The following is an 18,189-nucleotide window of genomic DNA, read 5'->3' as shown; positions in this document are numbered from 1 at the left end:
GGCGACAGCAGATCGGGCTTCTGTCCGAGTGCTGCAGCCCTTTAGAATCATTCGCAACGGCGCTTGGCCTGGAGAACCCCGAACATGATGCTGAGCATTCCCGACGTGCTGAATGCCGAACAGCTGCAGCAGTGCCGCACCGCGCTCGCCGGCGGCAACTGGCAGGATGGCCGGCTGACGGCTGGGCACCAGGCGGTGAACGTCAAGGCCAACCAGCAGCTCGCTCAGGATGATCCACTGACGCAGCAACTGGGCGATTTCATCCTGGCCTGCCTGGCCCAGCATCCGCGTTTCATGGCTGGCGCGTTGCCGCTGAAAGTGGTACCGCCGCGCTTCAACCGCTATGCTGAGGGCGGCACCTACGGCGACCATATCGACAATGCGGTATTCAGCGTACCGGGCACGCCGCATCGTATTCGTGCCGACCTGTCGGCCACCCTGTTCTTCAGCGAGCCGGACGAGTACGACGGCGGTGAACTGGTGGTGCAGGACCAGCGCATCAAACTGCCGGCCGGCCATCTGGTTCTCTATTCCAGCGGCAGCCTGCATCGGGTCGAACCTGTGACCCGCGGTGCGCGTCTGGCCTCGTTCTTCTGGGTGCAGAGCCTGGTGCGCCAGGACGAGCAGCGTAGTGTGCTGCTGGAACTCGACGACAGCATCCAGGCGCTGCGCCAGCAGGTGCCGGACAGCCCCGAACTGATACGGCTGACGGGCATCTACCACAACCTGCTGCGGCAATGGACGCAGACCTGAGCGCTCGATCCATCACCCTGATCGAACATTGTCCTCCACGCACCGACCCGCCGAGAAACAGCATGCCATTGCCCAAGCTGCAGCAGATTCCGCCGACCATCGCCGCTGTCGTCGACTACGAGCCCTATGCCCGCGAACGTATGAGCGAACAGGCCTGGGCCTACCTGGCCGGCGGCGCGGCGGATGAGCTGACCCTGGCGGACAACCGGGCGGCGTTCGAGCGTCTGCGTCTGCGTAGCCGAGTGCTGCAAGACCTGAGCGGCGGCAATACGCGCCTGCGTCTGTTCGGCCAGGATTTCGCCCACCCGATCTTTCTTGCGCCGGTGGCATACCAGAAGCTCGCCCATCCCGATGGCGAGTTGGCCAGCGTACTCGCGGCAGCTGCACTGGGCGCGGGCATGGTGGTCAGCACCCAGGCCAGTGTCGAGCTGGAAGCCATCGCGGCGCAGGCGCAGGCGCCGCTGTGGTTCCAGCTGTATATCCAGCCTGATCGCGAGTTCACCGCGGCCTTGATCCGCCGTGCAGAAAGCGCCGGCTACCAGGCGCTGGTGCTGACGGTGGATGCCCCGGTCAACGGCATGCGCAATCGCGAGCAGCGCGCTGGCTTCGCCCTGCCGGCGGGCGTCGAGGCAGTCAATCTGCGTGGGATGCGGCTCTTGCAGGCGCAGGCCGACTCGCAGAACAGCAGCCTGCTCCTGGGCGGCCCGTTGCTGGCAGCGGCACCGACCTGGGCCGACCTCACCTGGCTGCGCGAGCAGACGCGTTTGCCGATTCTGCTCAAGGGCGTCATGAGCGGCGTTGATGCCGAACAGGCGCTGGCGGCGGGCGTGGATGGCCTGATCGTCTCCAACCATGGCGGACGTACGCTGGACGGCCTGCCGGCTACCATCGACGTGCTGCCCGAAATCGCCGCTGCTGTACAGGGCAGGGTGCCGCTATTGCTCGACGGAGGCATTCGCCGTGGCAGCGATATCCTCAAGGCGCTGGCGTTGGGAGCGGACGCCGTGCTGGTTGGCAGGCCCTACGTCTTTGGTTTGGCAGCGGCCGGTGCGGTCGGGGTAGCGCACGTGCTGCAGCTGTTGCGCGCGGAGCTGGAGGTGGCCATGGCCCTGACCGGTTGCGCCGACCTGGCCAGCATCGGGCCGGATGTGATCTGGCGTCCTGCCACTCGCTAGACCAACATTCTTTGGCAGATGGCTTCTACGGCCAATGTGCGCGCCATGTCGAGTTGGCTACGGCTTACTGCTCGATGATCTGCCGTTGATGACTGCAGTGCTGTGGTTTCCCGCCTGCAAAGACGGCAATTGCTAGAAAGCAGAACGCCAGCCCCGGGGCTAATGCTGATCAGATAAGTTCGTCACCACCCCCTCCTACTTGCAGTAGAGGGGGCGCTTTTCGTAGGAGCCAGCTTGCTGGCGATGCTTTTTATGGCGGATCGCCGGCAAGCCGGCTCCTACAAAGATCGAGTGCAACGGCTTAACTGACTGGCATTAGCCCCAGAGCTGGTATTTTGCGTTGTGGGGTGACAGTCAGAATTCGACTACTGCCGACAGCCACAGGCGGCGGCCTTCTTCCACGGTGCCAGTGGTGGACTGGCCGGTCTGGATGTAATAGGACGACCAGGCCGAGTTGCCACTGTTGTCCGTATACACCTTGCCGTCGAGGAAGTCCTTGTCGAACAGGTTGTAGATGCTGGCGTTCAGCGTCACGTTCTGCGAAGCCTTGAACGAGCCGCCAAGGTGGAATACTTCGTAGGCCTTGAGGTCGCCGACCTGTTCATGGACTGCCAGATCGGCGGCCGACAGGTTGGCCGTGCGCTGCAGGAAACGGGCACGCTCGCCCCGGTATTCACCGGAGAACCACAGGCTCAGGCGGTCGGTCGGTTTCCAGTTCAGCTTGGCATGTGCCATGTGCTGCGGCGTGTTGGTCAGCGGTGCGCCCTTGTTGGCCCCGCTGCTCTGTTCGCTGTCGGTGTAGGTATAGTTGCCTGACAGCGTCCAGCCTGCTGCGAACTGCCAGCTACTGGCCAGTTCCAAGCCTTGGGTAACGGCCTCGTCGACGTTGACCAAAGGCGCACAGCCGGGATTGGCTGTGCCGTTGACGTTCTGATTGCCTAGGCACAGCGGGTGATCGACGATGCGTGGCCCCTCGGCTATCTTGTCCTTGAATTTGTTGTGGAACAGGGTGGCATTGGCCTTGAAACCATCGAGGCTGTCGAAGTAGGCCCCGATCTCGGTGCTGGTGCTGGTTTCCGGCTTGAGGTCCGGGTTGCCCACCGTAACGGCGCGCCCCTGTGCGGTGATGCCGTTGATGCCATCGTGCAGGTCGTTCAGGTCGGGCGTTTTGTAGCCACGGCTGACACCGCCCTTGAGGGTCCAGTTGTCGGTGGTGTTCCACACCAGGTAAGCGCGCGGGCTGACATGGCCACCGAAGGTTTCATGGTCGTCGTAGCGCACGCCGAGGGTGAGCGCGAGGTCGTGGCGCAGGCGCCACTCGTCTTCTGCGAACAGCGCCCACATGCTTTGCTCGTAATCCTTCTGCGCCAGGCTGTCGGTCATCTCGGCTTCCCACCATTGACCGCCGATGCTGGTGATATGGCTTTCACCCAGCGGGGCGACCAGCTTGGTGTCGAGCACCAGATTGCTGGTTTTCAGCTCACGGTCATCGCCGACGACGGCCCAGGGGGCGGAGGGCAGCGGCTGGCCGATATCGCCGCCGGCGTTACGGCCAGGGATGGTGCGGCCGGAGGTTTCCGTGCTGCTGTGGGTCAGGCTGCTGTCCCAGGTGCCGAAGCCCAGGCGTGCGGTGTGGCTGAGGGCGTACTGCTCGCGTTCGAAACGCAGCTCGTCCTTGTAACCGCTGGCGCGGGGAGCGATTGGTCCGCAGCCCGTGGTGGGAGCCGTATTGCCTGTGTTAGTGCCATCGAGGCTGCCGAGCTGGCAGTCGTCGTTGTTGTAGACCTGGCGGCCGCGCTCGATATCGAGCGCGAAGTCATGATCCTCATGGGGGGTGAACGTCAGCCGCCCCCCGACGTTATTGTTGCGACCCTCGACCGGCGAGGCGCCGCGACGGCTCACCGTGCTGTCGTTGTCGAAGCTCAGGTCCGACGCGCTGCGATCATACAGACTGCCACGCAGTTGCAGGCCGAGCAGGCCGTCGACCAGTGGGCCACTGGCATACAGGCTGGCCTTGCTGGCATCGCCGAAGTCGCGGTTCTCCTGATAGGTATGATCCAGGGTCAGCGAGCCCGCCCATTCCTTGCCGACCTTGCGGGTGATGATATTGATCACCCCGCCCATGGCGTCGGAGCCATACAGGGTCGACATCGGCCCGCGGATCACTTCGATACGCTCGATGGCCGACAGCGGCGGCATGAAGCTGGTGGAGGTTTCGCCGAAACCGTTGGGCGTGACGTCGCCTGCTGCGTTCTGCCGGCGGCCATCGATCAGGATCAGGGTGTACTCGCTGGGCATGCCGCGAATGCTGATGTTCAGACCGCCAGTCTTGCCGGTGCCCTGGCGTACGTCGATGCCTTCGACATCCTCGAGTGCCTCGGCGAGATTGCTGAAGCTCTTCTGCTGGAGTTCTTCGCGGCTGATCACGCTGATGCTGGCCGGGGCTTCGGTGATCTTCTGTTCGAAGCCGGAAGCACTGACTACCACGTCGCCCAGGGCGATAGGCTCGTTGGCCTGGGCGCCGAAACTGGCGGACAGAGCAATGGCGCTGGCCAAGGCGGTGCGGGAATTGAGGGCGGACATCGATCTACTCCTGGCAGTAAGAGGGTGCAGGCGGAACGGTTGTAAACGGCCTGGATGATAGTGATTTGCATATAAGGTTCAATTGCGGATGATATGGATGAGCATGGCAACCGGCTGGAGAGGCCGTGGTGGTTGGGCTGCAGGCAGGTGTAAATTTTGTAAATACGATTAATTCTCGAGTGATCGGCGGGCTTTACGCTGGCTTTCCTGGCGCTCTAAGCTGCCGACATGAACCCTATTCTTCTCAACTGCGACATGGGCGAGGGCTTCGGCGCCTGGCGCATGGGCGACGATGAACTGGCCATGCCGCTGATCGATCAGGCCAACCTGGCGTGCGGCTTCCATGCGGGCGATCCGCTGATCATGGCGCGCTGTGTCGAGCTGGCCGTGGCGCATGACGTGAGTATTGGCGCGGCGCATCCGTCCTATCCGGATTTGCAAGGCTTAGGTCGGCGTCACCTGCAGTGCTCGCCGGAAGAGGTTCGCGCACTGGTGCTGTATCAGGTCGGGGCGCTGGATGCCTTTTGCCGAGCGCGCGGCTGTCAGCTGGCTTACGTCAAACCGCATGGCGCGCTTTACAACGATCTGGTTCGTGATGATGCGCTGCTCACCGCGGTACTCGATGCCTGTGCCAACTACCGCAAGGGCCTGCCGCTGATGGTGCTGGCGCTGGCTGACAATGATCGGGAGCTGCGTCTGGCCGACGAGGCCGATGTGCCGCTGATGTTCGAGGCGTTTGCCGACCGCGCCTATCTGTCAGATGGGCAACTGGCGCCACGCCGGCTCAGCGGCGCGGTGCATCATGATCCCGAGCGAACCCTGGACCAGGCGTTGGCCATTGCCAGCGGCGAGTCCTTTGCCGATATCGATGGCAAGCCGCTGCGGCTGCGGGCTGACAGCCTCTGCGTGCATGGCGACAACCCCGAGTTGCTGGAGGTGTTGCGCCGTTTGCGCGCTCGGCTGGATGCGCTTTGAGGGATCAGATGGGCTGCCAGTCCAGAGTCAGCTCCTCCTGCCAGGCAAAGCGTTCGAAGTGACTGCCGACGATACCCTCCAGGTGTCGCAATTGCTCAAGCTCGACTGGATCGGCCTGCATATCGTTACGCCACGGCGCGATGCGTAACCGGCCAAAGTGCGCTATGCCATCGAGGCGCTCAGGCGTCATCTGGTCAGTGCATGATGATCAACAGTCGGCATACGCCTCTGGCTATGCGAGGATGGCGCCGTAATCATTTTCTCCGTCAGAAAGGACCCGTGATCCACACCGATGAAGACGCCCAAACGTATTGAACCCCTGGTCGAGGATGGCCTGGTGGATGAGGTGCTGCGACCACTGATGAGTGGCAAGGAAGCAGCGGTCTATGTGGTGAGGTGTGGCGACGAGCTGCGCTGCGCCAAGGTCTACAAGGAGGCCAACAAACGCAGCTTCCGCCAGGCATCCGAATATCAGGAAGGTCGCAAGGTGCGTGGCAGTCGCCAGGCGCGGGCCATGGCCAAGGGCAGCAAGTACGGGCGCAAGGAGCAGGAGCAGGCCTGGCAGAATGCCGAGGTCGCTGCGTTGTTTCGCCTGGCCAATGCCGGCGTGCGTGTACCCAAACCCTACGACTTTCTCGACGGCGTACTGCTGATGGAACTGGTCGGTGATGGCGAGGGTGATGTTGCGCCGCGGCTCAATGACGTCGACCTGCACCCGGACGACGCGCGTGAATTTCACGCCTTCATGATCCAGGAGATCGTCAAGATGCTCTGCGCCGGCCTAGTGCACGGCGACCTGTCGGAGTTCAACGTACTGCTTGGCCCCGAAGGCCCGGTGATCATCGATCTGCCGCAAGCCGTGGATGCCGCCGCCAACAACCATGCCTTCAGCATGCTTGAGCGCGATGTGCGCAACATGGCCGAGTACTTCGGTCAGTTCGCCCCGGAGTTGAAGTACACCAAGTACGCCAAGGAAATGTGGGCGTTATTCGAGGCCGGTAAGCTGCAGCCGCATACGGAGTTGACGGGCGAGTTCGCTGAGCCTGAGGACGCCGCTGATATCGATGCTGTGATGCGTGAGATCAAGGCGGCGCTGGCCGATGAGGCGAAGAAGCAGGCCCTGCGCAATGCCGAGGACGAACCCAAGGACGCCGAACCGACGCCGCCCTGGATGCGCTGATAAAGCTTTTACCGGGCTCTGCTCCGTAGGGTGCGCCGTGCGCACATCCTCACACTGCGCCCGGTGCCATGGGAGGGGCTTTAGAACTGGCGGCGCCACTGACGTAGGGCGGGTGCAACCCGCCGTTGTCGGTCTGGCGGGTTTCACCCGCCCTACGGCTGACGGTGCGATGAACATCGCGCCGCGCCGCAACTCACTCCTTCCTCCAGCCCCTGCAGAATCGGACAATCCGGCCGGCTATCGCCCTGGCAACTGTTCGCCAGATCCACCAGCGTGTCGCGCAAGGCCGTCATCTCGGCAATCTTGCGCTCCAATTCGGCGATGTGATCTTCGGCCAGTGCTTTTACATCAGCACTGGCGCGCTGCTTGTCCTGCCACAGCGCCAGCAGTTTGCCGACTTCCTCCAGCGAAAAGCCGAGATCCCGCGCCCGCTTGATAAAGGCCAGGCGGTGCAGGTCCGATGCGCTGTACTGCCGATAACCACTCTCCGACCGCCCGGCATGGGGCAGCAGATCTATGGACTCGTAGTAGCGAATCATCTTGGCGCTAAGGCCGGTATGTTTGGCGGCTTGGCCGATGTTCATGTACGCGGTCTCCAGCGATTGAGCAGCAGTGCGTTGCTCACCACGCTGACGCTGGACAGCGCCATGGCAGCGCCCGCGAACATCGGGTTGAGCAGGCCAGCGGCGGCAAGCGGTATACCGATCAGGTTGTAGATGAAGGCCCAGAAGAGGTTCTGGCGGATCTTCGCGTAGGTGCGCCGGCTGATCTCCAGCGCGGCCGGCACCAGACGCGGGTCGCCGCGCATCAGGGTGATGCCGGCCGCGTGCATGGCGGCATCGGTGCCGCCGCCCATGGCGATGCCGACGTCCGCGGCGGCCAGCGCTGGCGCGTCGTTGATACCGTCGCCGACCATGGCCACGGTGCCGTGCTGGCGCAGTTCACCGATCAGTCGCGCCTTGTCTGCCGGCAATACCTGGGCGTGGGGTTCGTCGATACCCAGAACGCTGGCCACCGCCGCCACGCTGCCCAGGTTGTCGCCGCTGATCAGGTGACTGGTGATGCCTTGTGCACGCAGTTCGGCGATGGCTTCGGCAGCACCGTCCTTGAGCAGGTCGCCGAAGGCCAGCAGGCCAAGCAGGCGTGGCGTGCTGCCGGTTTCGATCAGCCAGGACAGCGTGCGGCCCTCGGCCTCCCATACTCGGGCGGACTCGGCCAGCGGGCCGGCCTGCAACTGGTTTTCCTCCAGCAGGCGGCTGCTACCCAGTTGCAGGCTGCGGCCCTCGATTTCGCCGGCGATGCCGCGTCCGGTCAACGCACGGCTGTTGCTCAGCGCCGGCAGGGCGATGTGCTGTTCGGCGCAGCGCTGCAGCACGGCCTTGGCCAGCGGGTGCTCGCTGCCCTGTTGCAGACCGCCGGCCAGGCGCAGCAGTTCTTCCTCGTCTGCTTCGCCCAGGCCGATATGGACGATGCGTGGCTTGCCTTCGGTGAGTGTGCCGGTTTTGTCGAAGGCAATGTGCTGCACGGCATGCGCCACTTCCAGCGCTTCGGCGTCCTTGATCAGGATGCCGTGGCGCGCGGCGACCCCAGTACCGGCCATGATCGCGGTCGGCGTGGCCAGGCCCAGCGCGCAGGGGCAGGCGATCACCAGTACGGCGACGGCATTGAGCAGGGCGTTTTCCAGTGATGCGCCGAACGCCAGCCAGCCCAGCAGCGTAGCCAGGGCGATCAGTAGCACCACCGGGACGAATACCTGGCTGACCTTGTCCACCAGTTTCTGGATCGGCGCCTTGGCTGCTTGGGCGTCTTCGACCAGGCGGATGATCCGTGACAGTACGGTTTCGGCGCCGAGGGCAGTGGTTTCCACCAGCAAGCGACCTTCACCGTTGATGGCGCCGGCCGTGACCTTGTCGCCCGGCTGTTTGGCCACCGGCAGGCTTTCACCGCTGATCAGCGCTTCGTCGGCATGGCTGGTGCCTTCCAGCACTAGGCCGTCGACCGGGAAGCGTTCGCCGGGCTTGACCAGAATCCGGTCGCCCAGCACCAGCGCGTCGATGCCGACACGTTCCTCGCGACCCTCCACCAGCCTCACCGCGTGGTCCGGGCGCAGCGCCTGCAAGGCGCGAATGGCGCTAGCGGTCTGGCGCTTGGCGCGGTTTTCCAGGTATTTACCGAGCAGGATCAGGCTGATGATCACCGCCGAGGCCTCGAAGTACAAATGCGGCATCTGCCCGGCCGGGGTTACGGCCCATTGGTACAGGCTTAGGCCGTAACCGGCGCTGGTGCCGATGGCCACCAGTTGATCCATGTTGCCGGCACGGGCTTTCAGCGCTTGCCAGGCGGCACGGTAAAAACGCGCACCGAAGATGAACTGCACCGGTGTGGCGAGCAGGAATTGCGCCCAGGCCGGCAGCATCCAGTGCTGGCCGAAGGGTTCGGCCAGCATCGGCACAACCAGTGGCAGGGTCAGGATGATGGCCGCCAACAACGTCAGTCGCTCACGACGCAGGCGGTTGCCGGCTTCATCCGTGGCAGGGCGCCCATCGAGCAGGCTGGCCTTGTAACCGGCGGCAGCCACCGCCTTCAGCGCCTGTTGCGGGTCGAAACCGGCGAGTACCTGCAGGCGCGCCTTCTCATCGGCGAGATTGACGGTGACCTGGCTGATGCCCGGCAGTTTGCTCAGGGCGCGTTCGATACGACCGACGCAACTGGCGCAGGTCATGCCTTCGATGTCCAACTCCAGTGGCTGGCTGGGCACGCTGTAACCGGCGCCCTCGATAGCGCTGATCAGTTGCGGCAGACTTCCGGCCGGCGCTTCGATGCGCGCCTGCTCGCTGGCCAGGTTGACGCTGACACTACTTACTTGCGGCAGCTTGCGCAGCGCGCGCTCGATACGACCGGCGCAACTGGCGCAGGTCATGCCCTGGATGGGCAGGTCGAAGGTGGTCATGGTTCGGCTCCCTGTAACGTCGTGGCTACAGGATCAACCTTACCCCCATGGCAAGGTCAAGTCTTCAGTTCAGCATCGGCGCGGCCTGCAGTCGCAGGCCATCGCTGCCCATGGCGATGCGATAGCGGCGCACTTCGCCGGCCTGCAGTTCCAGCGACTGACCGGCGAGCTGGTTGATACCGTCCTGACAGGGACCGGTGCCGGTCAGACCAAGGCGTAGTGAGACGCGGCCTGGCGGCAGGTTGAAGGACACCGACTGGCCCTGATGCAGGCGGGCGGCCATCTGGTCATGCAGATACAGCGCGACCTCGCAGGTGGTGGCCACCTCCAGGCGTTCGCGCGAGACGATCAGCACTGCGTAGCCTTCGCCCTGACTTGTCGAGGGCAGCGGTGCCAGTGGTTCGGCCTGAGCCAGAGGCGCCATAAGCAGGGCAAGGGCGGAGCAGAGCAGGCGCATGGCAAGGTCCTCATGCAGAAAACGGCGCGGGTGACATGAAGCAAGGGCTTGACCTTGCCATTGTGGCAAGGTTGAGACTACACCCATCGACCACTGATTCAAGGAGTCAGCAATGCAACAATTCAAGGTTAGCGGAATGTCATGCGGTCATTGCGTGCGTGCCATTACCCAGGCGATCCAGGCGCTGGAGCAGACGGCCAAAGTCGAAGTGGATCTGGCTGGGGGGCTGGTACGAGTGGAGGGCAACCTGGATGCTGCGCAGATACAGGCCGCCATTCGCGAAGAGGGCTACGAGGTTGCCCCCGCGTAGAGCTCGGGCCTGCTAAGGCCACTGCCGCAGCAGGCCGCGAAAGCAGCTGTCGATCATCGTCGGGGTATCGGTCTGGGCATCGAACAGGTTGGGGTCTCGCAGCCAGTCACTGAACAGGCCGACGAGTAGCGCGTGCAGCGTGCGCGAGGCCAGGCGCGGGGTGATGCCTGGCTGCAGGTATGGTTGCACAGCCGGCAAGGCGAACTGCTGTTCGCACAGGTCAATGAACTGATTGACGAAGGTCTCGTGACGCTCCTCGGCCTCGCGCAGCTCCTCGGTGAACTCGCAGCGCCGCAGTAGTACGGTGAGGATGCGCCGGCGTTGCTCGTCGAGCACCAGATTGGCCATGGCCTCTATGCACAGATCGCGCAGCAGCTGCAGCGATGACAGGCCATCGACCGCCGCCAGTTGCTGGGCCAGCGGCTCCAGCGGCAGGCGTACCTGGTTGAGCATTTCGTGGAACAGGTGGGCCTTGTTCTGGAAGTGCCAATAAACCGCACCGCGCGTAACCCCGGCATGCCGGGCGATCTGCTCGAGGCTGGTATGGGCGACCCCACGCTCGAGGAACAACTGTTCCGCAGCAGCGAGGATGGCGCAGCGGGTTTTCTCCGCATCTTCTTTGGTTCTACGCATGGCGATCCGGTTAATTGGAACTAGGCTCAGATTGTGCCGAGTTTACCGATTTTGCCCCGCCTGCTGGTGGCGGGCTTGGTTGTCCTGCTTCTGCCCCGCGTCTAGCCAAGGAGAGGAATGACGTCTGGTCGGTTTCTGCCTGCCCTTCAGCCTGGCCCTGCTAGCCCAGAGCATCCAGGCCGCCGATGCGCCACCGACAGCGGTCACGGTCGAGCAGATCAAGGCCGACGAACTGCCCATCGTGCTGGAATATCCAGCGCGAACTGCCGGTTACCGCGAGGTGCAGGTTCGGGCCCAGGTCGGCGGCATCCTGCAGGAGCGCACCTATCAGGAGGGTAGTCGGGTACAGAAGGGTCAGGTGCTGTTTCGCATCGATCCACGTCCTTACGAGGCCGCCCTGGCCCGTGCCAAAGGTGCCCTGGCGCAGGAACAGGCGCGTTTTCGCCAGACCGATCGTGACCTCAAACGCATCCGTGAACAGCAGAAGAAGGGCTTCGCCAGCGAGAGTGAGCTGGACAACGCCATCTCCAACTTCGAACAGAGCAAGGCCAATATCGAGGCGGCCCAGGCCGAGGTGCAGTCGCGCCAGATCGACCTCGACTACACCACAGTCAAGGCGCCGATCACTGGCATCACCAGCAAGGAAAGCGTCTCCGAAGGCAGCCTGATCGTCGCTGGCGACCCCAGTGCCAGCCTGCTGACGCAGATCACCCAGCTCGACCCGATCTTCGTCAACTTCGCCTACCCGGACGCCGAGGCCGAGCGCCTGGGCCGCGAATTGTCCGAAGGCAGCCTGGTGCCACCGAGCATCGGCAAACTCAGCGTGGAGGTGTATTTCGGTGACGGCTCGGCCTATCCAACAGCGGGCGAAGTGGACTTCACCGACAGCCTGATCGACCGCGGTACCGGCACGGTCAGCGCCCGTGGCGTGATGCCGAACCCCGAGCAGAAGCTGCTGCCCGGGCAGTTCGTGCGGGTGCAGGTCAAGGGCCTGACCCGTCCCAACGCCATCACCGTACCGGAGCGCGCCGTCGCTCAGGGGCCGCGTGGCACCTTCGTCTATGTGGTGGACGAGCAGAGCGTCGCGCGCATGCGCCAGGTCACCACGGGCGATACGGTCGGTGGGCGCTGGGTGATTCTGGCCGGCGTCAGCGATGGTGAGCGGGTGATAGTCGACGGTCTGGCCAAGGTGCGACCGGACAGCCCGGTGCAGGTCGAGGAGGCGAAGGCAGTCACGCCAGCCAGCACGGCGCAGGAGTAACGACCATGATCTCGCGTTTCTTCATCGACCGTCCGGTATTCGCCATCGTCATCGTGCTCGCCGGCCTGGCGGCGATGCGCGCGTTGCCCATTGCCCAGTACCCGGAAATCCTGCCGCCGCAGGTGTCGGTGAGCGCCGCTTACCCTGGCGCCAGTTCGCAGGTCATCGCTGAAACTGTGGCGGCGCCGCTGGAGCAGGCGATCTACTACCTGCCGCCGGCCGCTTCGCTCAATCGCACCGAGGCGCTGAGTGGGGCGGTGAGTCAGCAGCTGATGGAGCATCCGGCAGTCGAAGATGTGGTGACCTTCGCCGGTTTCGACGTGCTCACCTTCGGCGTGCGCAGCAACGCCGGGGTGTCCTTCGTGCCGCTCAAGGACTGGAGCGAGCGCACCACGCCCGAGCTCGATGCACGCAATCATACGCGCGAGTTCATGGGCATGGGCGCTGCGCAGAAGGATGGCCTGGTGTTGTCGTTCAACCCGCCGCCGATCACCGGTATGAGCACCACCGGTGGCTTCGAGTCCTTCATTCAGGATCGTTCCGGTGGCAGCGTCGAGCAGCTCGGCGAGAAGGTCCAGGCCTTCGTCGAGGCCGCCAGCAAGCGACCGGAGCTGGCCGGCATTCAGAGCAACCTTCAGCGCCAACGTGCCGCAGTACTACATCGATCTGGATCGCACCAAGACGCGCGCACTGGGCGTCAGCGTCAGCGATGTGTTCACCGCGATGCAGGCCACCTTCGGCAGTTATTACGTCAACGATTTCACCCTTTACGGACGTACCTGGCAGGTCAGCCTGCAGTCGGAATCGGAGTTCCGCCGCAAGCCGGAAGATCTCGGCCAGGTCTACGTACGCTCCAGCAGTGGTGATCTGGTGCCGCTGTCGACCCTGCTGCGGGTGCGGCGCATCCTCGGGCCGGATTCCTACGACCGTTTCAACGTCTATCCCTCGGCCAAGGTCCTTGGTGGCCCGGCGCCGGGTTACAGCTCCGGGCAGGCGTTGGCGGCGATGCAGGAAGTGGCCGATGAGGTATTGGGTGAGGACTACAGCCTGGGCTGGATCGGCTCGGCCTACCAGGAACTGGCGACTCAGGGTTCGGGCACCCAGGCGTTCGTCTTCGGCCTGATTCTGGTCTTCCTGATTCTCGCCGCGCAGTACGAGCGCTGGACGCTGCCACTGGCGGTGGTCACCGCCGTGCCGTTTGCGGTGTTCGGGGCGATTCTCGCGGTGTGGCTGCGCGGCATTCAGAACGACGTGTACTTCCAGGTCGGCCTGGTCACCCTGATCGGTCTGGCGGCGAAGAACGCCATCCTTATCGTCGAGTTCGCCGTGCTGCTACGCGCCGAAGGCAAGGGCATCTTCGACTCGGCACTGGAGGCGGCCAAGCTGCGTTTCCGCCCCATCGTGATGACTTCGCTGGCGTTCATTCTCGGTTGCGTGCCGCTGGCCATCAGCTCCGGAGCGGGCTCGGCCAGTCGCCACTCCATCGGCACCGGGGTGATCGGCGGCATGCTCGCGGCCACGCTGCTGGCCACTTTCCTCATCCCGATGTTCTACCTGTTGGTGGAGTCGGTGGCGCAGCGGGTGAGTCAGCGCGGCAAGGCCAGGGAAGCACAGCCGCCACATTGATAAGCGCGAAGCGTCGTTCGGCGATCCGCGCTTTCATCTGCGGCCTGGTCGGTGAGATGATTAGCCGGCTAACAATTTTGCGGATTATTCATGAACCTGCGAACCCTGCTGATCCTGGGCGCGCTGTGTGCCTTTGGCCCTTTGGCCATCGATTTCTACCTGCCAAGTTTCCCCACACTGGCCCAGCAGTTCGGCACCGACGTCGAACATATTCAGCTGTCGCTGGCGGCATATTTCGTCGGCATCGCCATTGGCCAGCTGTTCTACGGACCGTTGGCGGATCGTTTCGGTCGCCGCGTGCCACTGCTGGTCGGGGTGGCATTGTTCACCCTGGCATCGCTGGCTTGTGCCCTGGCGCCGAACCTGGAATGGCTGGTGACGGCACGCTTCGTCCAGGCCCTCGGCGGCTGCGCCGGGATGGTGATCACCCGTGCGGTGGTGCGCGACCTGTGCGATCCACTGGCTTCGGCCAAGGTGTTCTCGCAGCTGGTGCTGGTGATGGGCCTGGCGCCGATTCTCGCGCCTCTGGGGGGCGGGCTGCTGCTCAGTACGCTGGGCTGGCCGTGGATCTTCCATAGCCTGGCGATTTTCTCCGGCCTGTGCCTGCTGGTCGTGATGTTCGGGCTGCCGGAGACCCGTCCGCAGCATCTGCAGCCGGCGCCGCTGAGCGGCGCCTTCGGCCAGTACCGCGCTTTGCTGGGCAATGCGCCGTTCATGGGCTACAGCCTGGCCGGCGGTGTGGCGATGGCGGGCATGTTCGCCTACATCGCCGGCTCGCCCTTCGTGTTTATCGAGTTGTACGGTGTGCCGGCCGAGCACTATGGCTGGCTGTTCGGCAGCAACGCGGCAGGCTTCGTGATCATGGCGCAGGTCAATGCGCGTCTGGTGCTGCGCGGCGGCCCGGCGCGGTGGCTGCGGCGCATGGTGCTGGTATACCTGGCCTGTGGCCTGTGTCTGCTGGTGCTGGCGCTGTGGCAACCGGCGCAGCTGTGGCCGCTGCTGATTCCGCTGTTCATCTGCGTCGCCAGCCTCGGTTGCGTGTTGCCCAATGCCACGGCTTGCGCCATGGCCGGGCAGGGCCGGCATGCCGGCAGCGCTTCCGGGTTGCTGGGTAGTATGCAGTTCAGCGTGGCGGCCAGCGCATCGGCGCTGGTGGCCTTCCTACACGATGGCTCGGCCATGCCCATGGCGCTGGTGATTGCCCTGTGCGGCGCTGCCGCCTGCGGCTTTGCCTGGTGGAGCAAGCGCTTCGTGGTGTGAGCCGGCGTGTTACAGGCGCGCCGCCTTGAATGTGTCGCAACGCCCCGGCTGACCACTCGCGAAACCAGTGCTGAACCAGCGTACGCGCTGCTGCGAGGTGCCATGGGTGAAGGCATCCGGCACCACCTGACCGCGCAACTGCTTCTGCAGGCGGTCATCACCGATGGCGCTGGCCGCGTTGAGGGCTTCTTCCAGGTCGCCAGCCTCCAGCCAGTCATGCCGGCGTTGCGCGTGATGCGCCCAGACCCCGGCCAGGCAGTCGGCCTGCAGTTCCTGGCGTACCAGCAGGCCGCCGTCGCCCTCGACGCGTTCACCGCGCTGGCGCGCCGCGTTGACCTTGGCCGAGACACCCAACTGGGTCTGTACGTGATGGCCGACTTCATGGGCAATCACATAGGCCTGGGCGAAGTCGCCGGCAGCGGAGAAGCGTTGCTCCATCTCGCGGAAAAACGCCATGTCCAGATACACGCGCTGATCGCCAGGGCAGTAGAAGGGGCCAACTGCCGAGCTGGCGAAACCGCAGGCGGAATTGACGCCGCCGGAGAACAGCACCAGTTGCGGATCGCGATACTGCTGGCCAGCCTGCTGAAACAGCTCGCGCCAGGTGTCTTCGGTATCGCCGAGGATGGCGCGGACGAACTCGCTCTGCTCGTCGTTCGCCGCTGGCGCGCTCTGCGTCTGGGTAACCTGCGGCTGGGTGGCCTGGCCGGCGATCTGACCAAGAATCTGCAGCGGGTCCTGGCCCATTAGCAGGCCGACGATGACGATCACCGCCACCCCGCCGAGGCTCAGGCCGCCACCGAGGCGCCTGCCGGAACGGCCGCGCGCATCCACCACGTTGTCACTGCGTCTACCGCGTTGCCAGCGCATGGCGGCACTCCCTGGTTGCTGATCGCTGCAGTGTAGCTGCGCCCGTGCCCGACTCAGTTGGCCGGGTAGTCACTGAGCAACTGATCCTTGCGCTCGCGATCCAGGCCGATGACCTGATAGGCATCGACACGGTCGCCATACTCCATACCAGGCGAGCCCACGGGCATGCCGGGTACGGCAGCGCCGATCAGGTCCACGCGCTCACGCAGTTTGAGAATATCTGCGGCCGGTACATGGCCCTCGACGAACTTGCCGTCGATCACGCCGGTGTGACAGGAAGCCAGGCGCGGCGGCACGCCGAGTCGCTGCTTGAGTGCACTCATGTCGGCCTCGACATGGTCATTGACGGTGAAGCCATTGTCCTGCAGATGGTCGATCCAGGCCTTGCAGCAACCGCAGTTGGCATCGCGATGTACATCGATGGTCAGTGGCTCGCTGGCGTGGGCCAGGCTGGTGAAGAGACAGAGGGCGAGCAGGGAACGACGCATGACTGGACTCCGGATGAACGAGAGCGCCCAGCATAGCGCCACGGCGGACGCTGCCCAAGCCATTGCGACTATGCGTCGCGACCAGTGGCGGCCTATGCTGGCGGTGGCCACTCATTGTCTGGAACCCGCCCATGCTGTTCGCCCGAATCGTCCTGTCGATCCAGATCGCTGCCTTGCTCGTGTTGGGGCTGGCCTACTTCATTCGTCCCGAGGAAATGGCCAGCTTCAGCGGCGCGTTGCTGATGGCTAATGCGGCGGTGACCGAAGTGCGCGCCTATTACGGCGGCCTGCAACTGGGCCTGGCGGCATATCTGGCGATGGCGCTGCTGCGTATGGATTTGCTGCGCCCGGCGTTGTTTTTGCTGGTGCTGCTGTATAGCTCGCTGGCGCTGGCGCGCATTGCCGGGCTGTGGCTGGACGGCGGCGGACAGCAGACCTTCAACCTCTACGCACTGCTGCTCGAAGTGGTGTCGGCCGGGCTGGCCTGGTGGGCGTTGCGCGGCTTGTCACGCTGAGCCGAGCAGGCAAACCCCGGATTGCACCGGGCTACGAGGAGCGGTTCAGCGCCGCTCCAGCAGCACACCCGCTTCCATATGGTGGGTGTAGGGGAACTGGTCGAACAGCGCGCTGCGCGTCACCTTGTGGGTGTCGCTCAGTTGGGCGATGTTGGCGGCCAGGGTCTCCGGGTTGCAGGAGATGTACAGGATGCGCTCGAAACGGCGAGTCAGCTCGCAGGTGTCCGGGTCCATGCCGGCGCGCGGTGGGTCGACGAAGACGCTGCCGAACGCATAGCTCTTCAGGTCAATGCCGGCCAGGCGGCGGAACGGGCGCACCTCGTTCAGCGCCTGGGTCAGCTCCTCGGCGGAGAGGCGCACCAACTCGACGTTATCCACGCCGTTGTCAGCCAGGTTGGCCAGGGCGGCATTCACCGAGGTCTTGCTGATCTCGGTGGCCAGGGCCTTGCGAACTCGGGTGGCCAGCGGCAGGGTGAAGTTGCCGTTGCCGCAGTACAGCTCCAGCAGGTCGTCGTCGCGCTCGCCGAGGGCGTCATGGGCCCAGTTCAGCATCTTCTCGCAGACCCGGCCGTTGGGCTGGGTGAAGGCGCCTTCCGGCTGGCGATAGCGGAAGCTGCGCCCGGCTACGGTCAGTTCTTCTTCCACATAGTCGCGACCGATCACCAGGCGCTGACCGCGGGAGCGGCCGACCAGGCTGACGTTCAGTTCGGCGGCCAGCTTTTCCGCCTCGGCTTGCCAGGCCTCGTCCAGCGGGCGGTGGTAGGCCAGGGTGATCAGCGCATCACCGGCCAGGGTGGTAAGGAACTCTACCTGGAACAGCTTGAACGACAGCGCTTCGCTGGCCTGCCAGGCGGCGCGCAGGTGCGGCATCAGTTCGTTGATGCGCAGGCTGGCAATGGGAAAATCGTCGAGCAGGATCGGTGTGTGTTTGTCGCCTGGGGCGAACATGGCGTAGTGACGCTGGCCGTCCTCACGCCACAGGCGAAACTCGGCGCGCATGCGGTAATGCTCGCGTGGCGAGTCGAATACCTCGGGCTCCGGCGCGGCGAAGGGCGCCAGCAGTTCGACCAGGCGGGCCTTCTTCTCTGCGAGTTGGGCGTCGTAGGTGGCAGGGTCGAATGCGGGGCGGCTCATCGGTCACTCATGCGGGCAG

The 18,189-nt window shown here is 64.4% G+C and carries 18 protein-coding genes and 2 pseudogenes; 11 read left to right on the top strand and 9 right to left on the bottom strand.

The window, feature by feature from the left end; genetic code table 11:
* Window positions 1–84: 84 nt before the first annotated feature.
* On the top strand, window positions 85–753 hold the full coding sequence (locus DBO86_RS17310) for a Fe2+-dependent dioxygenase (RefSeq protein ID WP_108234333.1): 669 nt from the start codon (window positions 85–87) through the stop codon (window positions 751–753).
* 62 nt (window positions 754–815) lie between these two features.
* A complete protein-coding gene (locus DBO86_RS17305; protein WP_108234332.1) occupies window positions 816–1,928 on the top strand; it encodes an alpha-hydroxy acid oxidase in 1,113 nt (370 codons plus the stop codon).
* Window positions 1,929–2,282: 354 nt separating this feature from the next.
* On the opposite strand, the gene DBO86_RS17300 is transcribed toward DBO86_RS17305, so the two are convergent.
* The gene (locus DBO86_RS17300; protein WP_108234331.1) at window positions 2,283–4,511 is read right to left on the bottom strand and encodes a TonB-dependent receptor domain-containing protein; all 2,229 of its coding nucleotides are present in this window, start codon (window positions 4,509–4,511) and stop codon (window positions 2,283–2,285) included.
* 228 nt (window positions 4,512–4,739) lie between these two features.
* On the opposite strand from DBO86_RS17300, the gene DBO86_RS17295 reads away from it, so the two are divergent.
* Window positions 4,740–5,486 carry a 5-oxoprolinase subunit PxpA gene (locus tag DBO86_RS17295; RefSeq protein ID WP_108234330.1) on the top strand — a complete coding sequence of 249 codons (747 nt, stop codon included), beginning with the start codon at window positions 4,740–4,742 and terminating at the stop codon, window positions 5,484–5,486.
* Window positions 5,487–5,490: 4 nt separating this feature from the next.
* Here DBO86_RS17295 and DBO86_RS17290 read toward each other — a convergent pair whose 3' ends face one another.
* Window positions 5,491–5,607, bottom strand: coding sequence for a DUF2218 domain-containing protein (locus DBO86_RS17290; protein ID WP_244185571.1), 117 nt, complete (start codon window positions 5,605–5,607; stop codon window positions 5,491–5,493).
* A gap of 171 nt (window positions 5,608–5,778) precedes the next feature.
* On the opposite strand from DBO86_RS17290, the gene DBO86_RS17280 reads away from it, so the two are divergent.
* A complete protein-coding gene (locus DBO86_RS17280) occupies window positions 5,779–6,666 on the top strand; it encodes a PA4780 family RIO1-like protein kinase (RefSeq protein ID WP_108234329.1) in 888 nt (295 codons plus the stop codon).
* Between the two features lie 152 nt (window positions 6,667–6,818).
* Here DBO86_RS17280 and cueR read toward each other — a convergent pair whose 3' ends face one another.
* The 3 genes from cueR to DBO86_RS17265 all read right to left on the bottom strand — a co-directional run bounded on the left by cueR (window position 6,819) and on the right by DBO86_RS17265 (window position 10,073).
* A complete protein-coding gene (gene cueR / locus DBO86_RS17275; RefSeq protein ID WP_108234328.1) occupies window positions 6,819–7,250 on the bottom strand; it encodes a Cu(I)-responsive transcriptional regulator in 432 nt (143 codons plus the stop codon).
* Entirely contained in the window at window positions 7,247–9,616 is a 2,370-nt protein-coding gene (locus DBO86_RS17270; protein ID WP_108234327.1) for a heavy metal translocating P-type ATPase, read from the bottom strand. The genes cueR and DBO86_RS17270 overlap by 4 nt, the downstream gene beginning before the upstream one ends.
* A 64-nt stretch (window positions 9,617–9,680) precedes the next feature.
* On the bottom strand, window positions 9,681–10,073 hold the full coding sequence (locus DBO86_RS17265; protein WP_108234326.1) for a hypothetical protein: 393 nt from the start codon (window positions 10,071–10,073) through the stop codon (window positions 9,681–9,683).
* A gap of 112 nt (window positions 10,074–10,185) precedes the next feature.
* On the opposite strand from DBO86_RS17265, the gene DBO86_RS17260 reads away from it, so the two are divergent.
* Entirely contained in the window at window positions 10,186–10,383 is a 198-nt protein-coding gene (locus DBO86_RS17260) for a heavy-metal-associated domain-containing protein (protein ID WP_108234325.1), read from the top strand.
* A 12-nt stretch (window positions 10,384–10,395) separates the two neighbouring features.
* Here DBO86_RS17260 and DBO86_RS17255 read toward each other — a convergent pair whose 3' ends face one another.
* The gene (locus DBO86_RS17255; protein ID WP_075745545.1) at window positions 10,396–11,016 is read right to left on the bottom strand and encodes a TetR family transcriptional regulator; all 621 of its coding nucleotides are present in this window, start codon (window positions 11,014–11,016) and stop codon (window positions 10,396–10,398) included.
* Window positions 11,017–11,140: 124 nt separating this feature from the next.
* Between DBO86_RS17255 and DBO86_RS17250 the strand changes: the two genes are divergently transcribed.
* The 5 genes and pseudogenes from DBO86_RS17250 (at window position 11,141) to DBO86_RS17240 (ending at window position 15,163) form a co-directional block, all read left to right on the top strand.
* A complete protein-coding gene (locus tag DBO86_RS17250) occupies window positions 11,141–12,277 on the top strand; it encodes an efflux RND transporter periplasmic adaptor subunit (protein ID WP_108234324.1) in 1,137 nt (378 codons plus the stop codon).
* A 5-nt stretch (window positions 12,278–12,282) separates the two neighbouring features.
* A pseudogene (locus DBO86_RS27340) lies at window positions 12,283–12,480 on the top strand (efflux RND transporter permease subunit); the annotation flags it as partial.
* Window positions 12,454–12,870, top strand: a pseudogene (locus DBO86_RS27335) (efflux RND transporter permease subunit); the annotation flags it as partial. The pseudogenes DBO86_RS27340 and DBO86_RS27335, both read left to right, overlap by 27 nt.
* Window positions 12,871–12,922: 52 nt before the next feature.
* Window positions 12,923–13,903: an efflux RND transporter permease subunit gene (locus DBO86_RS27330; protein WP_425266806.1), complete on the top strand. Its 981-nt coding sequence runs from the start codon at window positions 12,923–12,925 to the stop codon at window positions 13,901–13,903.
* A 90-nt stretch (window positions 13,904–13,993) separates the two neighbouring features.
* On the top strand, window positions 13,994–15,163 hold the full coding sequence (locus DBO86_RS17240; RefSeq protein ID WP_108234323.1) for a Bcr/CflA family multidrug efflux MFS transporter: 1,170 nt from the start codon (window positions 13,994–13,996) through the stop codon (window positions 15,161–15,163).
* A gap of 9 nt (window positions 15,164–15,172) precedes the next feature.
* Here DBO86_RS17240 and ypfJ read toward each other — a convergent pair whose 3' ends face one another.
* Both ypfJ and DBO86_RS17230 read right to left on the bottom strand, forming a co-directional pair.
* On the bottom strand, window positions 15,173–16,033 hold the full coding sequence (gene ypfJ, locus DBO86_RS17235) for a KPN_02809 family neutral zinc metallopeptidase (protein ID WP_108234322.1): 861 nt from the start codon (window positions 16,031–16,033) through the stop codon (window positions 15,173–15,175).
* 53 nt (window positions 16,034–16,086) lie between these two features.
* Entirely contained in the window at window positions 16,087–16,521 is a 435-nt protein-coding gene (locus DBO86_RS17230) for a DUF411 domain-containing protein (protein ID WP_108234321.1), read from the bottom strand.
* Between the two features lie 131 nt (window positions 16,522–16,652).
* On the opposite strand from DBO86_RS17230, the gene DBO86_RS17225 reads away from it, so the two are divergent.
* On the top strand, window positions 16,653–17,036 hold the full coding sequence (locus DBO86_RS17225; RefSeq protein ID WP_108234320.1) for a DUF4345 family protein: 384 nt from the start codon (window positions 16,653–16,655) through the stop codon (window positions 17,034–17,036).
* A gap of 45 nt (window positions 17,037–17,081) precedes the next feature.
* Here DBO86_RS17225 and trmA read toward each other — a convergent pair whose 3' ends face one another.
* A complete protein-coding gene (trmA, locus tag DBO86_RS17220; protein ID WP_108234319.1) occupies window positions 17,082–18,170 on the bottom strand; it encodes a tRNA (uridine(54)-C5)-methyltransferase TrmA in 1,089 nt (362 codons plus the stop codon).
* Between the last annotated feature and the right edge of the window lie 19 nt (window positions 18,171–18,189).

Origin of the sequence: Ectopseudomonas oleovorans (genome assembly GCF_003052605.1) — a bacterium.
GTDB classification, from domain to species: domain Bacteria; phylum Pseudomonadota; class Gammaproteobacteria; order Pseudomonadales; family Pseudomonadaceae; genus Aquipseudomonas; species Aquipseudomonas oleovorans_A.
The sequence above is the reverse complement of the archived record's forward strand: the minus strand, read 5'-3'. Positions and strand labels throughout refer to the sequence as shown.

Coding starts and splice junctions, on each gene's coding strand:
- DBO86_RS17310 (WP_108234333.1), top strand. CDS start 85: ATGATGCTGAGCATTCCCGACGTGCTGAATGCCGAACAGCTGCAGCAG.
- DBO86_RS17305 (WP_108234332.1), top strand. CDS start 816: ATGCCATTGCCCAAGCTGCAGCAGATTCCGCCGACCATCGCCGCTGTC.
- DBO86_RS17300 (WP_108234331.1), bottom strand. CDS start 4,511: ATGTCCGCCCTCAATTCCCGCACCGCCTTGGCCAGCGCCATTGCTCTG.
- DBO86_RS17295 (WP_108234330.1), top strand. CDS start 4,740: ATGAACCCTATTCTTCTCAACTGCGACATGGGCGAGGGCTTCGGCGCC.
- DBO86_RS17290 (WP_244185571.1), bottom strand. CDS start 5,607: ATGCAGGCCGATCCAGTCGAGCTTGAGCAATTGCGACACCTGGAGGGT.
- DBO86_RS17280 (WP_108234329.1), top strand. CDS start 5,779: ATGAAGACGCCCAAACGTATTGAACCCCTGGTCGAGGATGGCCTGGTG.
- cueR (WP_108234328.1), bottom strand. CDS start 7,250: ATGAACATCGGCCAAGCCGCCAAACATACCGGCCTTAGCGCCAAGATG.
- DBO86_RS17270 (WP_108234327.1), bottom strand. CDS start 9,616: ATGACCACCTTCGACCTGCCCATCCAGGGCATGACCTGCGCCAGTTGC.
- DBO86_RS17265 (WP_108234326.1), bottom strand. CDS start 10,073: ATGCGCCTGCTCTGCTCCGCCCTTGCCCTGCTTATGGCGCCTCTGGCT.
- DBO86_RS17260 (WP_108234325.1), top strand. CDS start 10,186: ATGCAACAATTCAAGGTTAGCGGAATGTCATGCGGTCATTGCGTGCGT.
- DBO86_RS17255 (WP_075745545.1), bottom strand. CDS start 11,016: ATGCGTAGAACCAAAGAAGATGCGGAGAAAACCCGCTGCGCCATCCTC.
- DBO86_RS17240 (WP_108234323.1), top strand. CDS start 13,994: ATGAACCTGCGAACCCTGCTGATCCTGGGCGCGCTGTGTGCCTTTGGC.
- ypfJ (WP_108234322.1), bottom strand. CDS start 16,033: ATGCGCTGGCAACGCGGTAGACGCAGTGACAACGTGGTGGATGCGCGC.
- DBO86_RS17230 (WP_108234321.1), bottom strand. CDS start 16,521: ATGCGTCGTTCCCTGCTCGCCCTCTGTCTCTTCACCAGCCTGGCCCAC.
- DBO86_RS17225 (WP_108234320.1), top strand. CDS start 16,653: ATGCTGTTCGCCCGAATCGTCCTGTCGATCCAGATCGCTGCCTTGCTC.
- trmA (WP_108234319.1), bottom strand. CDS start 18,170: ATGAGCCGCCCCGCATTCGACCCTGCCACCTACGACGCCCAACTCGCA.